1 protein-coding gene and 1 pseudogene are annotated in these 1,263 nt (G+C 31.9%); both read right to left on the bottom strand.

Features of this window, described 5'->3' with window-relative positions; all coding sequences use genetic code 11:
- Positions 1-439 precede the first annotated feature (439 nt).
- Complete coding sequence (locus ABDH49_01110; GenBank protein MEN3045576.1) at positions 440-1,027, bottom strand: ATP-binding cassette domain-containing protein; 588 nt, start codon at positions 1,025-1,027, stop codon at positions 440-442.
- Positions 997-1,146 (bottom strand): annotated as a pseudogene (locus ABDH49_01105) (ATP-binding cassette domain-containing protein). The gene ABDH49_01110 and the pseudogene ABDH49_01105 overlap by 31 nt, the downstream one beginning before the upstream one ends.
- Between the last annotated feature and the right edge of the window lie 117 nt (positions 1,147-1,263).

Here is a 1,263-nt window from a genome sequence, read left to right as displayed (position 1 = left end):
AAGTTAAAAGTAGTCTAAGGATTCCAAGGTTTGTCATTAGCGACAAAGGTAGCTACTATATTAAGAGAGGCGAAAGTCTGCAATATTAGTGTCCCTGGTAACAAAAAGATTAAATAATTCACTTTATGGCCTAATATTCGAAAAATCCTAAGTTAAAGGAAAAGGCAATACCAAAGAATAAAAAATATGCTACAGGAATCATAATTTGACCCACTAATATCGGTTTCCAGCTTAACTTTATTTTAATTTCTCTGTAAAGAAAATACCAGAAAATTTTACACATTTTTTTCCCTCACTAAGTTATAAAAAACATCTTCAAGTGTTCCCTTTCTACTTCTAAATTTTTTTATCCTCAAATTTTTTTTGTTACACCACTCAGTTATTCTACTAAATATTTTTTTTTCGTTCTTTACCCAAATTTCAAAGATCTCATTATTTCCTAATATTTTATGAGGTAAAAAGTCTTTTTCAGTTCGTCAAATTTCGTAGAGTCTAATTCTTTTTCTATCTCTATTTCTACAACTTCATCAGGAGCAAACAGTCTCTTTGTTTCTTCTACCTCTCCCTGAAATATTACTTTTCCGTTGTTTATAAATATGATTTCGTCGCATAGTTTTTCGACCTCTCCCATGTCGTTTGAAGCTAAAAATATCACCTTATCCTTTTTCTTCAGTTTCTTAAATTCGTCCCAAGTTATCTTCTTTCCTATTGGATCTAACCTTATGGTTGGTTCATCTATAAAGAAAACAGAGGCCTCTTCTTTTAACAGTGCACGAACGATTTGCAAACGTCTCATTTCTCCTTCTGAAAGATGAAGAGCAAGTCTGTTTCTTTTTTCTTTTAAATTTACCCTTTCTAAAAAATAATCGATTCTTTGCTTAAGTAAATTTTTGGGAACACCTAGTATAAGTCCGTAGACGAAAAGGTTATCGTATACTGATAGAACTGGATCTACTATAACTTCCTGAGGGGAAATGCTTATCATTTTTCTTATTTTTAAATAGTCTTTTTTACGTTTAAGTTGAATACAAAGGCGTCTCCGCTAAATTTTGGAAATATACAAGTTAAAATACTTATTAGAGTAGTCTTTCCTGCTCCATTTGGACCCAAAAGTCCTACTATTTTACCCTCTTCTTTGAAAATCGAAAAAGAAACGTCCCTTCTGAACTAATCTGAGGTACTTCACGCCTAATTTATAAAGAAACTCTGACATCTCTTCTACTTCGTCAATATTCTCTTCTAAAAGAGTCGGATGAACTGCTA

Source organism: Candidatus Hydrothermales bacterium (genome assembly GCA_039630235.1).
Classification (GTDB): domain Bacteria; phylum Hydrothermota; class Hydrothermia; order Hydrothermales; family JAJRUZ01; genus JBCNVI01.
This window is presented reverse-complemented; position numbering and strand designations above follow the sequence as displayed.